This window comes from Porphyrobacter sp. MBR-49 (assembly GCF_053628655.1).
Genome location: NZ_JBRJGU010000001.1, coordinates 359,033 through 382,735, shown reverse-complemented (window position 1 = coordinate 382,735; position 23,703 = coordinate 359,033). Strand labels below are relative to the sequence as shown.

The window sequence follows — 23,703 nt, the reverse complement described above, 5'->3', positions numbered from 1 at the left end:
CCTAACGTCCGGCGGGCGCGGTGCTGGCGGTGATTTGCACGCGTTCGGTCAGCGTGGGGTTACTCTGCGGGGCCGTGTTATTGGTGATTTCAGGGGCGTTTTCGGGTGCAGTTTCGGGGTTTGCCTCCAGCTCCGGCTCGGTTTGCAATTCAAGTTCCGGCTCGGGTTCAGGGATCACTTCACCCTTCAGCGCCGCGATTTCGCGTTCGCGCCGGGCAAGGTAGGTATCGCGCCGCATTCCGTAAGGATCCTCGGACTCGCGGATTTCCGCCAGCTCGGCATCGAATTCAAGCCGCGAATCCAGACCGTTGACCACGAAATAGGTCGCCGCGAATTCGATCTTGCTGAACGGCTTGCCAACCACAAACGGCAGCAGCGCCTGATCCAGCAGGCCGCCCGCCGTGTCGCGCACCGTCGTCGCGCCGGTGATCGGCAGATAGAGATACGGCCCCGACCCACCCCCGTAATAGCCAAAAGTATTGGCGAACCCATTGCGGCGATAAGGCAGGCCGATGCCGGGCTTGCCAGCAATATCAATCAGCCCGCCTAATCCGAAGGTTGAATTGATCGCCAGCCGCCCAAGCGTTTCAAACGCCTTGCCAACCTTGCCTTGCAGCAGGAAATTGAGCGCATTGCTCGGCTCGGCAAGATTGCGCACGACGTTGCCCAACCCATCGCGGATTGGCTCGGGCAAGCCATCGCGATAGGCATAGGCCAGCGGTTCAACCAGCGCCTGATCAACCGCCTGCGTGATGCGATAGCTTTCAGCATTGAACCGCTCGACCGGGTCGTTTGCAGGCGGGCCATAGGTGCCTTCGATGATGATTTCATTGCCCTGCGCATCATCATCCTGTTCCTCGCTTGGCGCCGTGGCGGGGTCAGCATCGGCAGGCGGGGCACTATCCTGCACAGCTGCCAGACTCCACATGATCGGGGTCACGGGCAGGTATGTTTGGGGCGGCGTCGCGGGCACCGGCCCGGCCGCTGACAGAGCAGCGCCAAACAACGCAGGTGGTGCGGAAATCAGCAAAAGGCCCGGCATTATAACTCTCCGCTTTCCCTTTGCGCATAGGCGATGGGCATCATGACACTTGTTGCTCTTTATCCACCCTCGCTATACCTCCGCTTAACCGTCTATCGCATTTGTGCAAGGTTTCCATGTCGCTGATCCAGATCACCCGCGAAGGCCCCGTCACCATTCTCACGCTCAACCGGGCGGAAACGATGAACCCGCTCGGCGCGCCGGGCGACGGGGATGCGTTTGTGGCGGTCGTCAATGCGATCAACCGCGATATGGAATGCCGGGTGGTAATCCTGACCGGCGCAGGGCGGGCGTTCAGCGCAGGCGGCGATATCAAGGCGATGCAGAACAAGGCGGGCACGTTTGGCGGCACCGCGCCCGCGATCTCGGACGGCTATCGCGATAATATCCACCTGATGCTGCGCGCGCTCTATGGCATCCGCGTGCCGGTAATCGCGGCGGTCAATGGCCCGGCGATCGGGCTGGGCTGCGATGTCGCCTGCCTCGCCGATATCCGCATTGCTTCCGAAAGCGCGAAGTTCGGGGTGACGTTCCTCAAACTCGGCATCATCCCCGGCGATGGCGGCACCTGGATTCTTCCCCGCGTGATCGGGATGAGCCGCGCGGCGGAACTGTTCTACACCGGCGACGTGATCGACGCGGCAACGGCGAAGGATTGGGGGCTGGTCAGCCGGGTGGTCGCAGCCGATGCGCTGATGGATGAAGCCCGCGCGCTCGCCGCCAAAATCGCCGCGCTACCCCCGCACGCGCTGCGCCAGACCAAGAACCTGCTGCGTCAGGGACAGCAGATCAGCTATGATTCTGCGCTGGAAATGGCGGCGAACACGCAGGCGATGATGCACACCACCGCCGACCATGCCGAAGGCGTCTCCGCGCTGATCGAAAAACGCGGCGCGGTGTTTACGGGAGAGTAATCAGGCGCCACAGCCCCGCCGGGATGCCTGCGACGTAGAAATGCAGCCAGCTGGCGATCAGCCACAACACAACGCCCCCGACCAGCGGCACCGCGCCGACCGACAAAAACTTGCCCCAGCGCGGCCAGTAACTGGTCCTTTGTTCCCACGTCGCCCAGGCATCGCCCATCAGCGCCCGTTTCTTGGCGTCCTGCAAATGCGCGCCGACCAGCGCGAGCACGCCCATCGCCAGCGCGGTGATCAGCGTGCGGGTGCTCCACCACAGCACGATGTGTGAGAGCGCCCACAACGCGATACCCCACATCATCGGATGGCGGGTGACGAGGAACACGCCCCGAGGCTCAGCGCGCGCTTGCGTTTGCGCCATCGGGGTCGGCAGCGCGGGGTTGCCGATCAGTGAACCGGCCAGCAGGATCATCGCGGGCAGGGTCAGCAACGTGGCAATGATCCAACCGATCTCGCCCGAACGCGGCAGGTCGGTAGGCGGCGCGGCTTTGAACGCGATATAGACCCACGCCAGCGTCGCAAAGCTCACCAGCGAATAGACGATCTGAAAGCCTCCCACGCCCAAGGCCTTCACAAGCGTGCTGCGCAGCGGATGCGACATGGTAAAATGCGTGCCGACAAAGGCGATATTCGCCGCGATCAGCGCAACAAGTGATCCGTCCATGCGTGCATCCTCCGTTAGGTCTCGCCTACCAGTCGTAAGCCTTGGGCCGCGCACTTTCATCAAGGTTGCGGTAGCGGTCGCGCAAGCCGGTCTGGTGGTTTTCAAGGTTTTGTTCGACCCCGCCGATGAACACCCGCGTCGGCACAGAGCCGACTTCGAGCGGATCACCATCCCACATTACCACATCGCCCAGCGCGCCTGCTTTCAGCACACCTGCCTTGCCGCCCATGCCGCTGATATCGGCGGGGACAGAGCTGATCGCGGCAAAGGCCTTGCCCCAATCCATGCCCGTCGCGCCGGGCATCCGGGTCAGCGCGACCAGATTGCCTGCCACCTGCTGCAAACGGCGCGGATCCTGCATGGTTGACGCATTGATCGCCACCTTCACCCCGGCGCGCGCCAGCCGCCCGGCATTGCTTTGGGTGGCACCCAATTGTTCAAAGGTTTCGGGCAGGTCGGTCAGCCCATCGGCGATCACCGGCACGCCCGCTGCGGCGATGGCATCGGCCACCAGCCACCCTTCGTTCGCGCCGACCAGCACCATATCAAGCCTTGGGTATTGCGATTTGAGCCCCAGCACAGCGCGAATATCCGCCGCCCGTTCTACCGCGACATAGAGTTTCTGCCGCCCCGTCACCACCGGCACCAGCGCCTCGGCATCGAAGCGGGTGAGCAGCACGTCATCATCCTTGGTGATTTCGGTGGTCTGCGGAATCCCGGACTTGCCGACCAGTGCCTGCGCTTCGCGCAACGCCGCGCTCAGCAAGGCGTAGGCCGCAACCCGGCTGCCGCCTGCGCGCTGCGCCCCGCCTTCGCCCAGATTGATCATCTGGAACGCGCGCGCCTGCATCACCGGGTTGGCATCGCCGTCCAGATCGATGATCGCGCCCTGCCCGGCAAAGATCGATCCGGCGGGCATGGTGGTGGTGGCCGCGCGGGTGATCCCGGCAGCGCGGTGGACAAGGATGTGCTGCGAAGCCGGATTGATCGCGGTGGAGGTATCCAATGCCGCACTGAACGGGGTGCCGCGCGCGGAAATATCGTTCGATTCGCTCACCGCCGAAACATCCGACAGGCCCAGCGATGTGACCGTGGCGAACAGGCCGGGTGTCACCCATGCTCCGCCCGCATCAACACTTGCCCCACCCGTGGGCGCGCCGCTGGCAGGCCCGGCATAGACCACGCTGCCGCCGCGCACGACCACGGTGCCGCCGTCAATCGGCGCGCCGCCATCGCCAATTACGACGCGGGCGTTGGTGATGGTAACATCCTGCGCGCTGGCCTTGTAGCCGACGAAGGCTCCGGCAAGCCCAAGCGCAATTCCCAAAGCGCCGAGCGGTCGCAGGCGCCGCGTTTTTGCTGCGCCGTTCATTTCACATCTCCTTCGCCGGGCTGGCCCAGTTCAAAATCGCTGACGGGCCGCATCTTGGGGTTGGTCGCATCAAACATCAGCGCGCCGTCGATCCAGACCTTTTCGGGCCTTGAATACACACTCAGCGGATCGCCGTTCCACAGCACCACATCGGCCATCTTGCCGACTTCGAGGCTGCCGGTCATGTCTTCGATCCCCATCGCCTTGGCGGCGTTATAGGTGATCCACTGGATCGCGGTCGCATCGGGAATGTCGATGCCGAGCCTGAGGCCCGCCGCCTGCGCCTTGGCAGCCTCCTGATTCAATCGCTGAATATCGTTCTTGTCATCCGAATGGATCACCACGCAGGCGCCTTCGCGTTGCAGGAAGGCCGCGTTTTCGAGAATGCCGTCATAGCTTTCCATCTTGAAGCCATACCAATCGGCCCAGATCGCGCTGCACACATCGTTTTCACGCAGCAGATCGCCGATCTTGTAGGCTTCAACCGCGTGGTGGAAGGCGCTGACTTTGTATCCCATTTCCTTGGCCATATCCAAAACCAGCGCCATTTCATCGGCGCGGTAGCAATGGTTGTGGATCAGGATATCGCCCTTGAGCACGCCGACCAGCGTTTCCTTGCCGAGATCGCGTTTGGCCTTAGGGTCATTGGCGTAATCGATCGCATCGAGCCAGGTGTCGCGGTTGACCGCGAAATTGCCCATCCGGGTCGAAGGCATCCGCCCACGGCTGCCATAAACACGCTTGGGATTCTCCCCGCAGGCCATTTTCATGCCGTAAGGCGCGCCGGGGAACTTCATCCCCTGCACCGTGCGCGCGGCGACGTTTTTCAGCGTGACCGAACGCCCACCCATCAGGTTGGCCGAGCCGGGCAGGATTTGCAGCGCCGTGATCCCGCCATTGGCGAGCGCGCGGGTAAAGCCGGGGTCTTGCGGCCAGACCGAATGTTCGGCCCAGACCTCGGGCGTGGTCGGGCTGGTCGCCTCGTTCCCGTCCGAATGCGCGTTGACGCTGGGCGAGGGATAATCGCCAAGGTGCGAGTGGATGTCGATGATGCCGGGGGTGACGAATTTGCCACTGCCATCAAACACCGCAATATCCGCCGGGATCGGGGTGTCCGGCCCGCCGACCGAGGTGATCTTGCCCCCGCTCATGAACACCACGCCGTTCTCGATTGTGCCGCCTTTGCCGTCATAGATGGTCGCGCCGCGGATCGCAGTGGCGATGTTGGGGTAGGGCTTATAGGTCGAGAGGAATACGCCGTCGGATTCAACCTTGGCGGCGAATTTCTTGTCGTCCGCCTTGGTGCTGGCAACATCGCCCCCGCCAGCGTTCCCGCCAGCATTCCCGGTTGTGGCGCAGGCGCTGAGCGCAAGCGCGCTGGCGAGAGTGGCAAATGCGCCGATGCGCGCACGCAGATTTTGTCTTGAGATCATCGAAAACCCTTCCGTTTCCCCGGCGCGAAGTGTGCCGAGGAAACGAAGGGTTGTCCATGCCGCTGGACGAGTTTTCGTGCGAACCCTGCGACTATTCAGCCGGACGGGTCGCGGGGTGGATCCCGGCTGCGGCAGCTTCGCCCAGTTCGGCTTCGCCTGCCAGACCATCATCCTTGAGCGTGTCGAGGTGCATCAGCTTCTTGATCAGCGGGCTGATCACAATCACGCCAACACCAACGGCAATCGCCAGCCAGCCGATCTGATTGTAAACGTCGAGCACGACCTGCTTGCCCGCACCCTCGCCCGACGCTGCTTCGGAACCTGTTGCAGCCGCGATCAGGCCCGCGACAAAATTGCCGGTGGCCGAAGCGAAGAACCACGTCCCCATGATCAGCGACGCCATGTGGGCAGGGGCAAGGCGGTTCATTGCCGACAGGCCCACCGGCGAAAGGCACAATTCGCCGGTCGTATGCAGCAGATAGATCAGGAAGATGAAGATGACCGGGGTCATGTTACCGGTCGCAGCGCCTGCCACCAGCACCAGGAAACCAGCACCAAGCTGCATCAAGGCCAAACCGAACTTGGCCGGGGTCGAAGGTTCAAGCCCACGGCGGCCCAGCGACGTCCACAGCCACGCGAAGAACGGCGCAAGCAGCACGATATAGATCGCGTTGATCGACTGGAACATTGAAGCCGGCACGTCGAAACCCAGCATCGAGCGATCAACATGGCGGTCGGTGAACAGGTTGAGCGATGACCCCGCCTGTTCGAACAAGGCCCAGAACAGAATCGAACCGAGGATGAGGAACATCGCGGCAAAGATGCGGTCACGGTCCTGATTGCGGTTGATGATTGACTGCCAGATGACCACCAGCAGCGACACTCCGAAACCAGCCAGCGTCAGATTGAGCGCACCTGTTTCGGATATGCTGCCAAGGAACATCCCGATGAAGGCGACAATCGCCAGCAGTCCGCCCAGCCCGAAAATCGCGAGCGGCAGTGTCGGCGAGGCAGCGTAGGAGCCGTGCACGAAGCGGAAGGTCGCCTCACCCAGCACATAGAGGATCAGGATCGTGCCGCCCACGCCGAGCAAGGTGCCAACCACGGCCTGATTCTGCACCAGCCACCAACACGTGATCACCGCGATCAGGCCAACTGCATAAAGCAGCCATTCGAGCTTGATGCCCATCACCGACCCGGCGAGCTTTGCCGGATCGCTCGGTTCACCGCGCCCCAGCAGGAGCGGTTTGAAAATCGTGAACACGATCAGGCCAAGCAACATGCCAAAGCCGGCCGCGCCAAAGCCGTAGGCCCAGCCATAGGTCTCACCCAGATATCCGCACAAAATCGATCCCAGTGCAGCGCCGAGGTTAATCCCCATGTAGAAGATCGTATAGGCACCATCGCGGCGCACGTCGGTGCGCGGGTACAGTTGCCCAACGATCACCGAAATGTTGGCCTTGAGAAAGCCGGAACCGACGATGATGAAGGCAAGCGCCAGCCAGAAAATATTGAGGCTGGCCGCATCCTGTCCGCCACTGCCTTCAAAGCCCATGAGAAAGTGGCCGAAAGTCAGCAGAATTGCGCCGAATGTGACCGCCTTGCGCTGGCCAAGATACTTGTCCGCCAGATAACCGCCCAGCACCGGAGTGATATACACCAGCGCGGTATATGCGCCGTAGATCACCCCCGCCTGGCTATCGTCAAACAACCAGTGCTTGGTCAGGTAGAAGATCAGCAGTGCGCGCATCCCGTAATAGGAAAAGCGCTCCCACATCTCGGCGAAGAACAGGACGAACAGACCCTTGGGGTGGCCGAGAAAAGTCCCGGCGCTGTCCCCGTGCGGAAGCTCTTGCGTTGCCATTTATGCAGATATCCCTTTTGCGCGCCCCTCCGGCGCGATCCCATGGGGACGCAACCTAGCGTATCATTTGCGCGTGTGAAGCTTTTGTTGCGCGTGATTGTTCAGGATGTGCTTTGGCACGACGTAGACCGCCCCCGCCACCCCCTTGCCGCCGCCCCCACCACCCCCTCGCCTTGACCGCGTGGCTGTATTATGGCACTGATGCACCTCGTAAGGGACAGCCCATCACCATGAACGCCAACCGCCCAAGCGCCAACCGGCCCGTCTATCTCAAGCTGCGCGATCAGATTGCCGCGGCGATTATCGACGGCGAATATCCGGAAGGCGCGATGCTGCCATCGGTGCGCGCGCTCGCGGCGGAGCAGGGGGCCAATCCGCTGACCGTGGCCAAAGCCTATCAGCAGTTCCAGAATGATGGCTTGGTCGAAGTGCAACGCGGGGTTGGCATGTATGTGGTGCGCGGTGCCGCAGAACGCCTGCGCGCGGCCGATCGCGAAGCTTTCCTGCGCGAGGAATGGCCCGAAATCCGTGCCAGGATGGAACGGCTCGGCCTCAACCCCGCCGATATGATGCTGGCCGACTGAATTATTCGCCTGCTGACACGCGTGGAAGTTGCGCGTTTTCCCGATTTATGACAATCTGTTCATTGTCAGACGTTGCGGGATTGCATCCGGCTGCGCGCTGCGATTAATGGGGGCGCCTTACGGGTCGGAGGCGAGTTGAGGGAAACCGCGGGGTCAAACCCGCTTACGGTGTGATATGGCGGCCAGACCGCCCATGGGCACCGGGAGATCACCATGATCAGATCCGAGTTGTTGCAGGCATTACACAAAGACAATCCCGAACTGCGCGCCGACGAAGTCGAGCAGGTGGTGGATATCTTCTTTGACGAGATCGCTCAGCGATTGGCCGAGGGAGGTCGAGTCGAATTGCGCGGTTTTGGCGCGTTTTCGACGCGCGAACGCGAAGCGCGCAGCGGGCGCAACCCGCGCACCGGTGAAACGGTGCCCGTGCCGTCCAAGCGTGTGCCCTATTTCAAGGCCGGCAAGGAAATCCGCGAGCGCTTGAACAAAGCGTAAGCGCTGCACGGAAAGCGGTAACGGAGTCGCGGGGCGCCAATGTTTCACGTGAAACATTGGCGCCCCGCACACCGCAACTGTGCATCCCATTGTTCAAATTACCCGCCACCGCGCAGCCACGCGCCGGCAGGCTCTGGCATTGCGCAGGCAAGATGTGCCATGAGCCGTCGCGCATCTTGCGGGTGTGGCGGAATGGTAGACGCCGGGGACTTAAAAGCACATAATATCCAACGACTTACAAAATATATGTAGCAAAATCAGTTAGATAGAGGCACAATAGAAGGATGAGCGCCTAGCACATTGCTAGCACAAAACGCTCATATATGGTGCCCACCATGACGACCGCTGATATTACCGCTCGCCACAAGATGCTCGATGGCAAAGTCCAACTCTATATCCGGGCTGGCAGTCCGCATTGGCAATGCTCCTGCACGATCGCAGGACGACAGAAGCGAACGACGACCAAGGAAGAGAGTCTTGCCCGCGCCAAGGACGTTGCGCGGGACTGGTATCTCGGCCTCCTTGGCAAATACCGCCAAGGCGAAATCAGGGAAGGCACACCCTTCACGAAAGCCGCCGACCATTTCCTCGCCGAATACGGTGCGATCATGGAAGGCGAGCGAAACGCCCAATATATCAAGAGTCATGGCATCCGACTCAGAGTCCATCTGATCCCCTTCTTTGGGGACAAGATGGTGGAGGAAATCACCCCCGGACTCGTGCAGGAGTATCGTGCCCACCGGATGAAGACCGGAGTCGCAAGGGATAAGAAGACACCCCAGCGACCGGCGCGAAACACCCTGCATCAAGAAATCATCACGCTACGGCACGTCCTCAAGACAGCCGAGCGGCACGGTTGGCTGGCTTACCTCCCCAACATATCTGCACCCTACAAGGCGTCAGGGAAAATCAGCCACCGCGCATGGTTTTCGCCGGAGGAGTATAAGCAGCTCTATAAGGCGACCGGCGACCGGGCGAAGAACCCTAAGAAGGAGCGGTGGCGGTCGGCTTGCGAAGATCTCCACGACTACATCCTGTTCATGGTGAACAGCGGGCTTCGCCCAGACGAAGCCCGGCGCATCGAGGTGCGCGACGTGGAGATCGCAATCGACGGCCCAGATAAGCAAAAGATTCTTCATATCGCCGTGCGCGGCAAGCGCGGCGTCGGCTATTGCAAGACGATGCCCGGCGCGGTGTTACCGTTCCAGCGCGTCGTGAAGCGGCATGGTCGAAAGGCGACCGATTTGCTTTTCCCGACTATCCAGCGCGAGCTGTTCAACACTATCCTCGACGAACTCGATATGAAGAAGGACCGTGAGGGCAACGCCCGCACGACTTACAGCCTTCGCCATACCTACATCAGCTTCCGGCTCATGGAAGGGGCCGACATCTATCAGGTGGCCAAAAACTGCCGCACCAGCGTCGAAATGATCGAGAAATACTACGCCTCTCACATCAAGGACATGATCGACGCCGGGGCCATCAACACCCGGCGACCGAAAAAATGAGGACAGGAGCCTCCGCGACGGACGCCCCTAAGATTATGGAAGCAGCTTTCCTCTTCCGTCCTTGGCAGCCCGCCACGTTCCGCCTAGACTAAGATGTGGCTTTGCGGGCGTGGCGGAATCGGTAGACGCAACGGACTTAAGCTAAGGAAATGAGTGCCTGGGGGGAAACCCCCAGTGCAGAACTGCTCAAATTCGGGGAAACCTTTCAAATGGCAATCCCGAGCCAAGCCCTCGCAAGAGGGAAGGTGTAGAGACTAGACGGGCAGCGCCTAACCCCCGATCTTCGGGGCAGGGTGAAGGGATAGTCCAGACCACAAACGTCCTTTGGGGCGGCGACGAAAGTCGTAGCTGGTAAGAAAATCCGTCGGGCTTTGCCCGTGCCGGTTCAAGTCCGGCCGCCCGCACCACCTTCGTTTCCGATCAGTCCGCCGAACGGCGGATCGTCTGCCAGTCAAGCCGGAACCGGCGACCTGGCTTCTTATTCGCGAAGGCGCGCCTGAACAGGCGGGCCGTTGGCCCTTCGGTCTTCCGAACGGGAGACGGCCATCGCTTACGCCCCTAGATTGGTCGTGTGTGATCTTGACTGACGACTATACGCCTGATCAAGCGCGCTCAATCAGTACCGCAAAGTAGAAATACATTCCGCTAGGATTTTTGAAGCAACCTTCTCGTCTTCCTCTCATATTAGCGGACGTAATATGATTACCTGTAACATACACTCCGATAAATTTCTGGGTAAAGAAGTCGGGGTCGGGTTCCTGTGGAGCATCGCCAGCAGAAAGTGGGACTCCTACAGCTTTGTTTATTTCTAAGCAAACATCTCGATTTATGTCGCGGAGCGCCAAAAGTAGCTCTGCCGTATTAGGCGGGGTGGGTGTCGGTACATCAATCACTGGGTGCCCGCCATTGTAAGAAAAGTCGTCGCTCAATCTGGCTAAGGCCGGAGCACTCTGTGGAGCTACGCCTCCGCCTACAGGATGAAAAACATGACAGCTAAAATCTGTCGGCGCAGTTGGGTTGTAATAGGTATCGGCAGCAGTTGCTGCGCCATCTCCATTTGTATCTGTCCAGAAGCTAATGGTAGTGTCAGCACAGCCATTTACCAACCGCATTCGTGTAATTGCGGATTGAAGCGCGCCCGCATATTGCGTGATCTCTGCTGCGCTAATGAGGATGTTTTCGCGGTTAGAGTTTGAGCCACCCCGACTTGAAGTGGTGATGGCATAGGACAGCGCCGCAAAGAGTGCGACTGCGATCAATATCAGAAATAAAGCATTGCCTTTTTGTGCATACATGACACGCCATAAGTTATTCAAACTTCATGAAATCTAGCACGTCTTTGCCCCCGTGACCAACAGAAGATTTCAGGTGTCGTCCTCATGAGGTGCGCTGTCGGCCTTCCCATCTCGCGCGAGCTCCGGGATCAAGCTGTTAAGAGCTGCCACCAGATCGCGTGGCAGATGCGACCGGCCTGTCAGCCAGCTCCGCACCGTCAAGACCGCCGAATGACGGTGGCCCCTTTCTCGGTCGCCGGGGTCTGTGCCCTTCAAAAAATGCATCTGGCCTCCCATGAGAACATTAGAGGAACAATCTGCCAGATTCGGTATAGCTGCTACAATCGCCGCGAGACCCATATCCACCCAGCACCGTCGCCTTTTGGATAAGCTTCAGTTTTTCGGATTTTTGCGCTCTTATCTTGATAAAATTCGGATTTGAGCCTGTTAGATGAATGCTTATCCGAGATTCCGCTTCGCCCTCGGCGATCTTAACGTGGTATTTTTCGGAACCCGGCTTCCTTAAGGTAAGAAAATTCGGTATGATGAGGGAGAAAGGCACCCTTAATGTCCGAATTTTCCGCCGCCACCTACCCAGAAGTCTTCGTTTCAAACACGGCCATATCCAAGGCCGTGTATGAGGCTGTCGAGCGAGGCGAGCTGCGCAAGATCGGCTCGCGCCTCTACACCCGCAATCTGACCGAAGATCCGGAACGACTGGTACGTCGCAACTGGTATCACCTGATCACCAGCTATTACCCCGACGCGCTGATCACAGATCGCACCGCGCTTGAAAACAAGCCCGCCGAGGATGGCTCGGTCTTTCTTGTCTCCACCAAGACGACCGAGACACAGCTTCCCGGCCTGACCCTGCGTCCCCGTCAGGGCAAGGGTGCGATCGACACCGATAAGCCCTTTATCGGTGGCGCACGGCTCGCATCAACGCCGCGCGCCTATCTTGAAAACATGAAATCGTCGCGCGCGCGCGGTGGACGTGTGCCGCGCACACTGACGCGCGAAGAACTGGAACAGCGCCTTGATGCGCTTTTGCGCGGTCAGGGTGAAGGTGCCCTCAACAAGCTGCGCGATGACGCGCGCGCTATTGCGCCAAACCTTGAGCTTGAGGCTGAATGCGAAGCACTGAACGACTTGATCGGTGCCTTCCTCGGCACGCGGGAAGCCAAGACCGAAAGCGCCGTCGGCAAAGCACGGGCCGCAGGACATCCCTATGATCCCGACCGGGTTGCGCTGTTTGAGACGCTGTTTGGGGCGCTGCGTGAAGCTATTCCCACCCCGCGCATCGCGTCGGCAGCGGCAGGCGAAGCCGCCACCAATCTGGCCTTCTTCGAGGCCTACTTCTCGAATTTCATTGAGGGCACCGAGTTCAGCGTCGGGGAGGCGCGCGAAATCGTCTTTGAAGGCGCGATCCCCACGGAACGGCCAGAGGATGCCCATGACGTGCTCGGCACGTTCCGCATCGTTTCCGATGCGCAGGACATGAGCACCCTGCCAACGAGCAGCGAGGAATTTGAAGCGCTCCTGCGCCGTCGTCACGCCACGATCATGCAAGCGCGGCCAGACAAGAACCCCGGTGGTTATAAGACCAAGGTCAACCAGGCGGGCAATACCGTTTTTGTCACACCCGAGCTTGTGAACGGGACACTAGAGCGTGGCTTCGAGTTCTATCGTGCCTTGGAAGAACCCTTCCAGCGCGCGGTGTTCATGATGATCATCGTCAGCGAAGTGCATCCTTTCGCAGACGGCAACGGGCGCACCGCCCGGATCATGATGAACGCCGAACTGGTAGCGGCAGGGCAGGAACGCATCATCATCCCCACGGCCTACCGCACCGATTACCTCGGCGCGCTCAAGGCCTTTTCCAAGAACGGCCTCACCACGCCGCTCATCCGTATGCTCGATATCGCACAGAACTACACAGGCATGATTGACTGGAGCACCTTCGAGGGTGCCCGTGCCATGCTGGAGGATACCAATGCCTTTGCGGAAGGCGAAGACGCTAAGCTCAAGTACAATAGAAAATAGATCAGCCTGTTGGGCGTCCCCCTCTCACCGTCGCCAAGGCTTCGGCGGTTCGGGTCGGGCTCTATGGCCTCACGGCCACCAAACCCCCGCGCACCGCGCAAGCCCTTAACGGGCGGGGTTTCGGCCCATCCGGGTGACGATCCCTGACGCGACCGGCGGCAACGCCGCCGACCTTGAGAGCCGTCAGAACTTCGGCCCTGCGGGCGGGCGAAAAACGCTGCGCTGCTTGAGGCGCAGGATTGCAGCTTCGATGTTGCGCAAGGTAGCACCAATATGAGGGCAGCTTTCAGCCGTCTGGCCCATACGGGCAAGGTCTTGCATGATCCGGGCGTAGAGGGTGCGCAGTTCCTGTTCGCTGAGGTGGCTGAGATCAGCTGGGGCGATAAACTGAGACATGGATTTTCTCCCTGTGGCTTGGGCCGCGACCATCGCGGAACCTTCATGCGCAGACAGGGAGCAGCGCGTTCGTTAGGCCGCACCTTGGGCGAAACGCAGTGGAGAAGCCGACAGGCTTGCGGCAGGAAGACGAACCGATGCGAGGATGCTCATAAGAAGGGCCGCTGGACTCGCGGTTGCTTGGGGAGAAATCTGTAGTCCCCATCGCGCCTGATTGAGGTCCGACCGGGCAAACGAAGACTACCCGCTGACAAAATCAACCGTTGCCGGTAAAGACTCGCTTGGGGGCAGCACGAATGCGCTGACAGTGGCGACTTCCTGGCCAGTCCCTTCCGTGAAGCAGGAGGGTCTATTCGTTCTCTGCTGGCCTTTGTCGCTGCGCTTGCAATTGCGCTTGCCGTTCCGGCGGGTGCGACCTTCACGCCGCCAGATGTACCCCAGCGGGAGGCCACTGCTCTGGTGCTCGGGAAGGACGCTGCTCAGATCGGTTACATCGAACGCGAGCGAAGGCGCGCCGATGTACCGGACAATTTCGCGGCTTCGACGCTGAATTTTGCCCGGCAGCGACTGGCCGCTGCCGATCCCGGTATCCGCCAAGAAGCCGAAAGGTATGGCCGCCGCATCCTCCAAGCGGGCACCAGCACCGGCTGGCTGCGGTCATGGCCGGACCCCATGAAGATAAAGGCCGATATTGCCGCACGAAGCCGGGGGGAGAGCGACCTTGTGATCGCCGCTCGACAGGCAGGACACCTGTTGATGTTCAATGCCGCGCTGCCAGATTTTGCGGACACCATCTACGACGCCCGAATGCCGCTTGACGTTCAGGCACGACGCGTCGCCTATCTGACCCACTATCTCGACACCAGAGACCGCCAGACTCCCCGCTTTGAGGACACTTGTCCTGAGCGCGGGCCTTGCAGACGCCGAGAGTTCTTTCAGATTTCGAGTGACTACCGATACGGCCCTGAGGCCGCCACGGAAGCAGCAAATCTCTATCTGCCCGAGAGCCAGCGCGCGCGCTTTATCGACGTGACCGATTCCAGAGGGACACGGAGTCCGGCTCCGGCAGCAAGCCAGCCAACAGTGCCCTCGGCCCCTAGCTCCCTGCCATCCATCATCGTCTCTGCCTTGTTCTTGGCGGGTGCATTGATCGTTGGAAACATCCTGTTTCGGATGATCAGGAACAGGGCCGGTTCGGGTCCATCTACGCGGCACGGCAGCGCGCAATTCGCATCAATGCAGTTCGGGATGCCGGATGACCCAAGAAGCCTCCATCACGGAGTATTCCTCGGGTTCAGCCACCGGCTTGGTGACGCGCGCGCCGTGGTGGGCCGCCCGATCCTAACCACCCAAGAAGCGCATACGTTGATTGTAGCGCCATCAGGCTCAGGCAAAGGCACGCGCGTCATCGTGCCCACGCTCATGCTCTACAAGCCATCGCTTATCGTCTTTGACCCCAAGGGCGAAAACGCGGCGATAACGGCCCGCTATCGCCGCGACGAAATGGGCCACAAGGTGCATATCCTGAACCCGTGGGGAGAACTGGCCGACCTGTTCAAGAGCTACGGTTTCAGTCCTGCTACCCTCAATCCACTCGATGCACTGGACCGCAACGACCCAAACGTCGTCGCCACGGCGCGGGCCATCGCCATCGCAATCTGTATCAGGCCCGATGATAAGAACCCCATCTGGCAGAACTATGCCGCAGGGCTATTGGCCTCGATTCTGCTGTGGGTGACAGACCAACCCGGCGAGAGCAAAACCTTGGGCCGTGTCGCCGATCTTGTCAGCGGCGGTGAAACAGGTGGCGACTTGCGCACCACGCTGCTGCCGCAAATGATTGCCAGTTCTTCATTCAAGGGCGCGATGCGCAAATCTATCGGCCAGCTCCCGCACCTTGCCAACGAAACCTACACCGGCATCATCTTCAATTTGACGGAGGCGCTCCAGTTCCTGGTCGACGACCTGTTGGTAGCGGCGACAGACCACTCCACTTTTGACATTGCCGATCTGACCCGTGCGGACACGACGGTATTCCTCGTCATCCCTACCGAGCAGCTTAAGACACAGTCGGTTTGGGTCCGGCTCCTGTTGGCATCCGTCACCAGCACGTTCAGGCGCCACTCTCCCGCCTCGAAAGGGCGTCGGGGTATGTTCCTGCTCGACGAGTTTCTCGTGCTGGGCCGTGTCGACCAGATCGTAGAAGACCTCACCTTCATGCGCGGATACGGGCTCGACCTTACGATAGTCATTCAGGATCTCGGACGGCTTAGGAAGTTCTATGGCGAGGAAGCCGACACCATCCTGAGCAACTGCGGCTGGAAGTGGTTTTGTAACGTCCAAGACCTCAAGACGGCCCAATACGTCAGCTCGGCCTTGGGCACGACAACGGTCGAAAGCTTTAGCCAGACGACCGGGAGCGGGGGCGGAGGCAGCACCACGATGGGCGAAATGGCTCGTCCCCTCCTGATGCCGGAAGAAGTCATGCAGCTAGGGAAAGGGGTCTACGACATGCAGGCCGATGGCTATTCGCTGGACGACAAGCGCAATGCGCTTTTGTCCGAGGACAAGCTGGGCGTGCTGACGCAAGCACCCTTGGCTACCTCAACCGCGATGTGCGCGCACGCCTGCTCGACGAAGTGAACGGCATGAGCCTCGACAACTTCCTTGTCCGTGCCAAGCGAAAGTCGGTCGAACATTTCCAGCAGCCCGCAGCATGGCAAACCCTTTCAGGCGACGACCGCGAGGCGTTGATTGCCGATGTTGCGGGGCTGCCCTCGGCGCTGGAAGACAATGACACCGCAGCCAAGCAGTTCGATTATATCGTCCTGTCCGGCCAGCTTGCCTTGCTGCGCAACGAGGCAGCGTTCAGCCGTTGCAGGGAGAAAGTGACCGCGCTTGCCGCCAAGCTGGAAACGCTTGGCAACGTGCCAATGGTCGCTGCCGAGATGGCTTTGATCCTTGAGTTGCAGACTGATGAATACTGGCAGGACATTGACGCGTGGTCGCTGGAACAGATGCGTCGCCGCCTGCGCGGCTTGATAAAGCTGATCGAAAGTGACGAACGCCACATCGTCTATACAGACTTCGAAGACGAGATCGGTGCAGGATCGAAAATCGACCTTCCCGACGTTAGCGTGGGAACCGATAAGGCGCGCTTCCAGATGAAAGTGCGCCATTTCCTGAAGCAGCACCTCGATCACATAACCGTTCAGAAGTTGCGCCGCAACGAACAGCTCACCCCGCAGGATTTGTTAGAGCTGGAGCGGATCTTACGCGAAGAAACAGAGGCGAGCGACGCGGACCTAGCAGTTATAACGAGCGAAGGCGGACTAGGATTGTTTGTCCGTTCGCTGATTGGCCTTGATCGTGATGCGGCAAAGGATGCCTTTGCAGAGGTTCTCGCAGGACAGAACCTCAATGCGAACCAGATTGAGTTCATCAACCTGATCATCGACTACCTGACCGAGCGCGGTGCAATGGATCCACGACGTCTTTACGAAAGTCCGTTTACCGACTTCGACGATCAGGGTGTCAGCGGCGTCTTCCCGCAAGCCGACGTGCGGCGGATCGTGCAAGTTCTCAATGACGTTAGCGGGAGGGCGGCTGCGTGAGGAACCCAAATAAAAACTTCTCTGGATCAATATGGCGCAGGTGGGATTTGCATCTTCATGCACCAGGCACCAAACTGTCCAGTGGTTTTGGATCCCCCGACGAAGCGGGCCTTAAAAGATATGTAGACACTCTCGAAAAATCTGACGTCCACGGTTTCGGCATCACAGACTATTTTTCATTCGACAGCTACTTCCTTGTACGAAATGCATATATAACTGCATATCCTGATAGCCAAAAACTTCTAATCCCAAACATAGAATTTCGCCTACTGGAAGCAATTAGTAAGGATGTAAGGCACATCCACGCCCACGTACTTATTGACCCGAACGCCGCCTCTGAGAGCAAGCTCAATACCCTATTGAGCGATTTGCTTACGCACATCACGCGTGATGGTGGCAGAGTAAGGTGCAACGAGCTTTCGACAAAAGCTGACTACGAGCAGGCCACTGTAGGCATCGTTGATTTACGAGACGCTCTAAAAGCTGTCTTTCCAGATCGATCCACTTACATGATTATCCTCGCAGCGAACAACGATGGCTTGAAAGGCGTCGATACAAAATCTCCGAGAAGCCTCTCAATCTCCGATGAGCTCGACAAGGCCAGCAATGGTAAGATAATTGGGCATCAACCTTATACAATAATTTGAGCATCCCCCTTCGGGCCGTGCTCTATCGCTGGCGCGACGAAACCCGCCTCGCGGTTTCCGCCAATTCGGGTGACGATCCCTGACGCTTGAATAGCTGACGGCCTTATGGGCCGAACTATTTCTGTTCTTCGAGGGAAAGATGGCTCTGCCTCTCTCTCCCTGCAAGGCCATGCTTTGGTGGCCGTGGCTCGCCTTCGGCTGCGCCCGCACCACCCACCGGCACCAGACCTTGCCCCCTCTCTCTCCGCTGTTCGCCACGAGGCAGGGTTTCAGAGCGCGACCTGAAACCCAAGCCCAATGGAGCAGAACAATGGAACCGAACCTAACCCTCCCCACGGCTGCCGCCGTGCACCCGCCGCCGCACCCTTTGCAAACGGCGGAAAATCAAACTTCAGACGCATCGGATTTTTGGTGGACAGGGACTCGAGATCGTGGAATTGTAATCTTGAGTTGTTAGCCCGTTTAGCACAAGCTTTAGCACAAAATCACATCATCGGCTAAATGGTCCATTCAATTCAATGGCTTAACCTAGCCCCTATCAGACTTAAAATCCCCTGATCTTTGATCGTGCTGGTTCGAGTCCAGTCACCCGCACCAGTAATCCGCGCTTCAACCCTTTCCGGCGAAAAGGTTGGCCGGATTACTCCCAAGCGCAAGCGACGCACCACCCCTAACCGCGATTAGCTCCGCCTTAACGCCTTACCCCTAATTCTCGCAAAGAATCATGGGGCAACCGCGTCCCGTCAGCGGCCCAGCAGGGTGCGTGGCGGGTTGGGACAACACGGCATGGACAAGGCTGCGAATACAGCAAAGCTGGATCAGCAACCGCCCATCACGGGTGAGGAAATGCGCGCCGCACCGCGCTTTACCTTGCTGATCCGCGCGGCCAAACTGATCTCTGCTCAGGGCGAATTCGTGTGCGTTATCCGCGACGTGTCCGAAACCGGGGTGAGCGTTCGGCTGTTCCATACGCTGCCCGGCTGCAAGAATTTCGCGCTGCACCTGGCTGGGGGCGCGACCTATGAGCTCACCCAGGTCTGGGAGCGCGGCAACGAAGCGGGCTTCACCTTTGTGAACACAGTCGCCGTGCAACAGTTGATCAGCGAATCCGGCGAATATCCCAAGCGCGGCTTGCGACTGGGCCTGTGCTTCCCGGTGACGATCGCCTCGCTTTCTCAGCGGTTGGAGGGCGTGGTCGAAAACCTGTCGCAGCAGGGCGCACGAATTGCCTGCGACGGTTTGCTGGCGATTGATCAGAGCGTGCGAATCGAGGTGCCGACCGTGAACGGCGAAATGCGCGAAGTGCGCGCCAAGGTGCGGTGGCGGCGCGATTCGCACTATGGCGTGGTGTTCGACGACACCTTCGCGCTTGGCGATTTCGCGCGTCTTGCAGCGCGGTTGCAGGCCCCGGCGCTGTTAAGAGAATAATTCGCAGGCCCGTGCCGCGCTTGAGCATTCCCAGCGCGTGATGCGTCAGGCGGGAACGAATGTCAGCGCCACCCCGTTGATGCAGTGGCGTTTGCCCGTGGGTTTCGGCCCATCTCCGAAAATATGCCCCAGATGCCCACCGCAATCGGCGCAGTGCACTTCGGTGCGGGGAAAGCCGATCTTGTAATCGGTGCTGGTGCCAACCGCCCCCTTGTCTATGGCCCGCCAGAAACTCGGCCAGCCGGTGCGGCTGTCGTATTTATGCGCCGAGGCATAAAGCGCGTTGCCGCAACCCGCGCACACGAATGTGCCCGCGCGCTTTTCCTTATCGAGGGGCGAGGTAAAGGCGCGTTCCGTCCCGCCCTGGCGCAGCACATGGAACTGATCTTTCGTCAGAACCCGGCGCCATTCGGCTTCGCTTTTGGCCTTGGGAAAGCTCTTGGCCTCCGCCGGTGCCGCGCCGCAGGACGCCAGAAACGGCAGCGCAGCACCGATCCCGGCAGCGGCGATCACAGTGCGGCGGTGAAGCAGGGGCAGGCGCATCGGGCGATCCTTCGTCATCGGGGGCGGCAACTCACCCTGATGTTACGCGCGAATCGCCGCGATGGTTTCACGCCTGTGCGCTTTGCATTCTCTGGCCGAATCAGAAGGTGGTGATTTCCACCTCCAGCTTGCGGAAGCCGTGGACGAAATTGGCGCGCACGCGCTCAACATCGCCCGCGACGTGCACCCGCATCCGGCGCTTGTGCATTTCTTCGAGCAGCACCTTCAGCTGCAATTCCGCCAGCCGCGCACCAACGCAGCGGTGGATGCCGTAACCGAACGCAAGATGCCGCCGGGCATTTTCGCGCGTGATATCGAGCTTGTCCGGATTATCGAACACCTCTTCGTCGCGATTGGCCGATAGATACCACAGCACCACCTTTTCGCCCTTTTTGATGGTCTGCCCGAACAGTTCGGTGTCTTCGGTGCAGGTGCGGCGCATATGGGCGAGCGGGGTCTGGTAACGCAGGCATTCCTGCACCGCGTTGGGGATCAGTTCGGGCTGTTCTTCGAACAATTTGCGCTGATCGGGAAACTTGTCGAGCGCGTGGATGATGCCGCTCATGGTGTTGCGGGTGGTGTCATTGCCGCCGACGATCAGCAGCACCAGATTGCCCATGAATTCTTCGGGCCGCATCTGGTTCATCGCTTCGGAATGGAGCATCATCGAGATGAGATCATTGCCCGGTTCCTTGTCCATCGTGCGTTCGATCCACAGCGACTGGAAATAGGCCGCCATTTCCTGCAACACGCTCCAGCGCAGTTCGTCCAGCTCGCGCACGGTGGCGAGTTCGGTATCGCCCGACCAGTCCGACCAGAAGGTGAGCAACCGGCGGTCTTCCCACGGGAAGCCGAACAGGATGGCGAGCATCCCGGTGGTCAGTTCGATCGAGACGGTATCGACCCAGTCAAACACCTCCCCGCGCGGCAGCGAATCGAGCAGTTCACCGGTGCGGGCGCGGATTTCCGCTTCCATGTCGGTGATCGCGGTGGGGGTGAATTTGGGCGCGACGGTGCGGCGCTGGCCGGTGTGCTGCGGGCGATCCATCGCAATGAACATCGGCAGTTCGCGAGTCGAAATATTGGCCGCCGCAGCCTCTTCCTCGCTCAGCCGTTCAAGGATAGTGATGCCGCCATATTCCCAGCTGGATGAGAAAGTTTCGGGCAGGGCTTCAATATGTTGAATCGCCTTGTGGCCGACCACTGCCCAATAGGGGCCGAACGGGCTTTCGGGGATGTAATGCAGCGGTCCGGCGGCGCGCATTTCGGCAAAGATCGGCTGCCAGGTGTCATTGAAATAGATGTCCGAGCGGCTGACATCCCACTTGTGCGGGTGCTGCGGGCGTTCTTCGGGATGGGCGGCGAAATGTGCTTTCAGCGCCTCGTATGAGGTCGGTTCGCGGCGCACTTGCGGGCGCTGGGGTGGGGCGATGGTGGCCATTATTCTCTCCCGCCGGGCAGCCGATGGGTTTGCGGCTGCTCTCGTATGAACCGCATCCTGCCGTAACTGACAGGCTTGTCAATAGTGCGTTGCGTTTCAGGACTTATTCGGCGGGTTCAAGCGTGCCTTTCGCGCGCCGTGTGAACCATGCCTTTTTCACCCGTCCGGCTCCGCCCGATTTCATCACCCGCTTGCGGAACAACAGTGATCCGCCCTTGACCAGCGCCAGCACGGCCAGCGCCTGCCACGCCAGCGCCAGCGCGTGAGTCCACAAGGCAGGCTCCATCGCCGCGCGCGCCAGCATCGCGAAGGGCGATGACAGCGGGAAGGCAATCGCCGCCATCTCCATGCCCGAACCGGGATGGTTGATGGTGTAGGCGGCGAGGAAGAACACCATCAATTGCATCATCGTGACCGGCATCGACAGCGTCTGGACTTCGCGCACGGTGTTCGCCATCGCGCCGATGGTCAGGAACAATGCGCCAAGCAGCAGATAGGCCATCGCAAAATAGACCACCCCCAACGCGATAAACAACGGCCAGCCGACCGCAGGCGCGGGCAGGCGGGCAAGGTCAAATCCGGTGGCCTGCGTGATGCCATCGCCGCCCAGCGCCCACAGCCCCCATGCCGCCCCGCCCCATACCGCAATGCCGACAAACGACACGCCCAGCATCGCAAACAGCTTGCCCGTGAACACCGCATCCATCGGGATCGCCGCGGCGAGGATTTCGATGATCTTGTTGGCCTTTTCCTCGACGAGGTTGGACAACACCATCCCCGCCAGCAGCATCGTCAGCAGGAACAGCAGCATCTGCGCGATCTGCGCGGTCTGGATCCGGGTTGATCGTTCCGATGCGGCGCTGGTGGTTACCACCTGCGCGGCGATGTCGGGGAAGCTGGCTGGTTCAACCGACAGCGCATCCGCGGCGATCAGGCCGACCGGGCCTTGCCAACGGGCGATCTGGCCTTCGGTGCCGGTCAGCACGGGCGCGACTGGCGTGCCGGTCATGATCGCAGCGTAATTGCCCCGGCGCGCCTCCATGAAGGCGCGTGCGTCAAACGCGGGGTCGCCCGCCGCCTGGGGCACTTCGCGCAAGGCTGGCAGTGCACCGCCCAATTGCGGGGCGATCCGTTCGCGCGCGGCGATCATCGCGGCATTATCGGCCGCCGACATGGCGAGGCCAACCTCGATGCTCACCGCACCGCGCTGCACCTGCCCGCCGATGCTGCCCGCCAGCCCGCCGACGATCACCGGAAACAGCGGGCCAAGCAGGAAGAACAGGAAGGCACGGCTGAACAACACCGCCACGAAATCGCGCCGGGCGATCACCCACGCTGCTTCAAGCGCGCTGAGGCGTGGGCGGATCGGGGCGGAACCTTCGGTCATGCCTGCACCTCCGCCGAATCGGCTTCGAGCTGGCGAGCGGCGGCCTCACCCGCGATGGCGACGAAGGCATCGTGCAGGCCCGCCCGTTCGATTGACAGCGACAGAATCCCTGCCTCGCCTTCGATCAATTGCCGCAGCAAAGGTTCGATCCCGGTTTCGGGGAGCGGGAACTGGAAGAAATCACCGTTGCGCCTGGCATCCTTGGGCAGCGCGGCCAGCCATGCGCCTTCACGCGCGCGGGTTTCCAGCCGCACCTGCGCCGGGATCCGGTCGCGCGCGGCCTCGACACTGCCGGCATAGGGCACCTTGCCCCCGGCGATGATCGCAACGCCTTCGCACAGCCGTTCGGCATGGTGAATCACATGGGTGGAAAAGATCACCGTCACGCCATCTTCTGCCAGCGCGCGGATCATCACCTCTAGCTTGCCCTGATTGATCGCGTCGAGGCCTGAAAAGGGTTCATCCAGCACCACCAGCCGCGGGCGGTGCACCAGCGTGCCGAGCAATTGCACGGTTTGCGCCATGCCTTTGGACAGCTGCCTGATCTGCCGGTCAGCCGCGTGGCCAAGGCCGTGACGTTCGAGCAACTCAGCTCCGCGCGCGCGGCCTTCTTTCAGTGGCAATCCGCGCAACGCACCCATAAACGCAATCGCCTCAATCGCTTTCATCGCCGGATACAGCCCGCGTTCTTCGGGCAGATAGCCGATCAACCGGCCGATATCGTGCGGGCGATCATGCCCGAACACGCGGCGCACGCCTTCGTCGGGGTCGATAATGCCGAGCAACATTCGTAAGGTCGTGGTCTTGCCCGCGCCATTAGGGCCAAGGATGCCGTATATCGCGCCTTCGGGGACAGAAATATCCACCCCGTCAACCGCGCGGGTGCCGTCAAAGCTTTTGACCAGCCCGCGCGCTTCGATCGCGAGAAGGCGGGCGTCGATTGTCGCCGCAGTCCCGCCTGCTGTGTGATTGCCCGCCCGATGATGTTCGCTTACCGCCATGTCCATGCCTTACGCGGTTAGGCGGCAGGATTAAACGGGAGCCTCTC

The 23,703-nt window shown here is 60.4% G+C and carries 20 protein-coding genes; 9 read left to right on the top strand and 11 right to left on the bottom strand.

Translation table 11 applies throughout. The features are described from left to right. Nucleotide 1: 1 nt before the first annotated feature. The gene (locus ACSSV3_RS01785; RefSeq protein WP_354326926.1) at nt 2-1,042 is read right to left on the bottom strand and encodes an MlaA family lipoprotein; all 1,041 of its coding nucleotides are present in this window, start codon (nt 1,040-1,042) and stop codon (nt 2-4) included. A 116-nt stretch (nt 1,043-1,158) separates the two neighbouring features. On the opposite strand from ACSSV3_RS01785, the gene ACSSV3_RS01780 reads away from it, so the two are divergent. Beyond that, entirely contained in the window at nt 1,159-1,956 is a 798-nt protein-coding gene (locus ACSSV3_RS01780) for a crotonase/enoyl-CoA hydratase family protein (RefSeq protein ID WP_354326928.1), read from the top strand. Here the strand turns inward: ACSSV3_RS01780 and ACSSV3_RS01775 are convergent. The 4 genes from ACSSV3_RS01775 to ACSSV3_RS01760 form a co-directional block, all read right to left on the bottom strand. Next, nucleotides 1,943-2,626, bottom strand: a complete 684-nt coding sequence (locus tag ACSSV3_RS01775; protein ID WP_354326930.1) for an NnrU family protein — start codon at nt 2,624-2,626, stop codon at nt 1,943-1,945. The two genes, ACSSV3_RS01780 and ACSSV3_RS01775, sit on opposite strands and share 14 nt — an antisense overlap. A gap of 25 nt (nt 2,627-2,651) precedes the next feature. Next, nucleotides 2,652-3,998 (bottom strand): amidohydrolase family protein, encoded by a 1,347-nt coding sequence (locus ACSSV3_RS01770; protein WP_354326932.1) that lies wholly within the window; start codon nt 3,996-3,998, stop codon nt 2,652-2,654. Next, nucleotides 3,995-5,431: an amidohydrolase gene (locus tag ACSSV3_RS01765; protein ID WP_354326934.1), complete on the bottom strand. Its 1,437-nt coding sequence runs from the start codon at nt 5,429-5,431 to the stop codon at nt 3,995-3,997. The genes ACSSV3_RS01770 and ACSSV3_RS01765 overlap by 4 nt, the downstream gene beginning before the upstream one ends. 91 nt (nt 5,432-5,522) lie before the next feature. Continuing rightward, nucleotides 5,523-7,295 carry a peptide MFS transporter gene (locus ACSSV3_RS01760; RefSeq protein WP_354326936.1) on the bottom strand — a complete coding sequence of 591 codons (1,773 nt, stop codon included), beginning with the start codon at nt 7,293-7,295 and terminating at the stop codon, nt 5,523-5,525. A gap of 230 nt (nt 7,296-7,525) precedes the next feature. Here ACSSV3_RS01760 and ACSSV3_RS01755 point away from each other — a divergent pair, with 230 nt between their 5' ends. From ACSSV3_RS01755 to ACSSV3_RS01745, 3 genes are all read left to right on the top strand, one after another. Next, nucleotides 7,526-7,879: a GntR family transcriptional regulator gene (locus ACSSV3_RS01755; RefSeq protein WP_354326938.1), complete on the top strand. Its 354-nt coding sequence runs from the start codon at nt 7,526-7,528 to the stop codon at nt 7,877-7,879. A gap of 213 nt (nt 7,880-8,092) precedes the next feature. Continuing rightward, the gene (locus ACSSV3_RS01750; protein WP_354326940.1) at nt 8,093-8,374 is read left to right on the top strand and encodes an integration host factor subunit beta; all 282 of its coding nucleotides are present in this window, start codon (nt 8,093-8,095) and stop codon (nt 8,372-8,374) included. A 335-nt stretch (nt 8,375-8,709) separates the two neighbouring features. Next, on the top strand, nt 8,710-9,882 hold the full coding sequence (locus ACSSV3_RS01745; protein WP_354325907.1) for a tyrosine-type recombinase/integrase: 1,173 nt from the start codon (nt 8,710-8,712) through the stop codon (nt 9,880-9,882). Nucleotides 9,883-10,484: 602 nt separating this feature from the next. Here ACSSV3_RS01745 and ACSSV3_RS01740 read toward each other — a convergent pair. Next, entirely contained in the window at nt 10,485-11,177 is a 693-nt protein-coding gene (locus tag ACSSV3_RS01740; RefSeq protein WP_354325909.1) for a hypothetical protein, read from the bottom strand. A 546-nt stretch (nt 11,178-11,723) separates the two neighbouring features. On the opposite strand from ACSSV3_RS01740, the gene ACSSV3_RS01735 reads away from it, so the two are divergent. Beyond that, on the top strand, nt 11,724-13,199 hold the full coding sequence (locus ACSSV3_RS01735) for a Fic family protein (RefSeq protein WP_354325910.1): 1,476 nt from the start codon (nt 11,724-11,726) through the stop codon (nt 13,197-13,199). A gap of 183 nt (nt 13,200-13,382) precedes the next feature. Here the strand turns inward: ACSSV3_RS01735 and ACSSV3_RS01730 are convergent, their stop codons facing one another. Beyond that, nucleotides 13,383-13,595, bottom strand: coding sequence for a hypothetical protein (locus ACSSV3_RS01730; RefSeq protein WP_354325911.1), 213 nt, complete (start codon nt 13,593-13,595; stop codon nt 13,383-13,385). 459 nt (nt 13,596-14,054) lie between these two features. Between ACSSV3_RS01730 and ACSSV3_RS01725 the strand changes: the two genes are divergently transcribed. The 4 genes from ACSSV3_RS01725 (at nt 14,055) to ACSSV3_RS01710 (ending at nt 19,284) form a co-directional block, all read left to right on the top strand. Continuing rightward, complete coding sequence (locus ACSSV3_RS01725) at nt 14,055-16,238, top strand: type IV secretory system conjugative DNA transfer family protein (RefSeq protein WP_354325912.1); 2,184 nt, start codon at nt 14,055-14,057, stop codon at nt 16,236-16,238. Continuing rightward, complete coding sequence (locus tag ACSSV3_RS01720) at nt 16,211-17,209, top strand: type I restriction-modification enzyme R subunit C-terminal domain-containing protein (RefSeq protein ID WP_354325913.1); 999 nt, start codon at nt 16,211-16,213, stop codon at nt 17,207-17,209. The genes ACSSV3_RS01725 and ACSSV3_RS01720 overlap by 28 nt, the downstream gene beginning before the upstream one ends. Next, on the top strand, nt 17,206-17,856 hold the full coding sequence (locus ACSSV3_RS01715; RefSeq protein ID WP_354325915.1) for a hypothetical protein: 651 nt from the start codon (nt 17,206-17,208) through the stop codon (nt 17,854-17,856). Before ACSSV3_RS01720 ends, ACSSV3_RS01715 begins: the two co-directional genes overlap by 4 nt. Nucleotides 17,857-18,642: 786 nt before the next feature. Continuing rightward, on the top strand, nt 18,643-19,284 hold the full coding sequence (locus tag ACSSV3_RS01710) for a PilZ domain-containing protein (RefSeq protein ID WP_354325917.1): 642 nt from the start codon (nt 18,643-18,645) through the stop codon (nt 19,282-19,284). 45 nt (nt 19,285-19,329) lie between these two features. Here ACSSV3_RS01710 and msrB read toward each other — a convergent pair whose 3' ends face one another. From msrB to ACSSV3_RS01690, 4 genes are all read right to left on the bottom strand, one after another. Continuing rightward, complete coding sequence (msrB, locus tag ACSSV3_RS01705; RefSeq protein WP_354325918.1) at nt 19,330-19,827, bottom strand: peptide-methionine (R)-S-oxide reductase MsrB; 498 nt, start codon at nt 19,825-19,827, stop codon at nt 19,330-19,332. A 100-nt stretch (nt 19,828-19,927) separates the two neighbouring features. Continuing rightward, nucleotides 19,928-21,268, bottom strand: coding sequence for a cytochrome P450 (locus ACSSV3_RS01700; protein WP_354325920.1), 1,341 nt, complete (start codon nt 21,266-21,268; stop codon nt 19,928-19,930). 103 nt (nt 21,269-21,371) lie between these two features. Then, entirely contained in the window at nt 21,372-22,655 is a 1,284-nt protein-coding gene (locus tag ACSSV3_RS01695; RefSeq protein WP_354325922.1) for an ABC transporter permease, read from the bottom strand. Beyond that, nucleotides 22,652-23,662: an ABC transporter ATP-binding protein gene (locus tag ACSSV3_RS01690; RefSeq protein WP_354325924.1), complete on the bottom strand. Its 1,011-nt coding sequence runs from the start codon at nt 23,660-23,662 to the stop codon at nt 22,652-22,654. Before ACSSV3_RS01690 ends, ACSSV3_RS01695 begins: the two co-directional genes overlap by 4 nt. Nucleotides 23,663-23,703 lie beyond the last annotated feature (41 nt).